This is a genomic window from Pelomonas lactea (genome assembly GCF_043555885.1).
Lineage (GTDB): Bacteria > Pseudomonadota > Gammaproteobacteria > Burkholderiales > Burkholderiaceae_C > Pelomonas > Pelomonas lactea.
Genome location: NZ_JBIGHX010000035.1, coordinates 1 through 289, shown reverse-complemented (window position 1 = coordinate 289; position 289 = coordinate 1). Strand labels below are relative to the sequence as shown.

At 64.7% G+C, this 289-nt stretch carries 1 protein-coding gene; it reads left to right on the top strand.

The annotated features are described in order from the left end of the window. Positions 1-289, top strand: a 289-nt coding sequence (locus tag ACG04Q_RS25620; protein WP_394514711.1) for an ATPase, T2SS/T4P/T4SS family, incomplete at both ends; no start/stop codon positions are given.

The window sequence follows — 289 nt, the reverse complement described above, 5'->3', positions numbered from 1 at the left end:
GAGATCCAGGGCCTGGCGCGCTTTCGCGTCAATGCGTTCAACCAGAACCGCGGCGCCGGCGCCGTTTTCCGGACGATTCCGAGCAAGATCCTGTCGCTGGAACAGCTGGTGGCGCCCAAGGTGTTCGCCGAACTGGCGCTGAAACCGCGCGGCCTGGTGCTGGTGACGGGGTCGACCGGCTCGGGCAAGAGCACGACGCTGGCCGGCATGGTCAACCACCTCAACGAGAACGAGTACGGCCACATCCTGACCATCGAGGACCCGATCGAGTTCGTGCACGAGAGCAAGA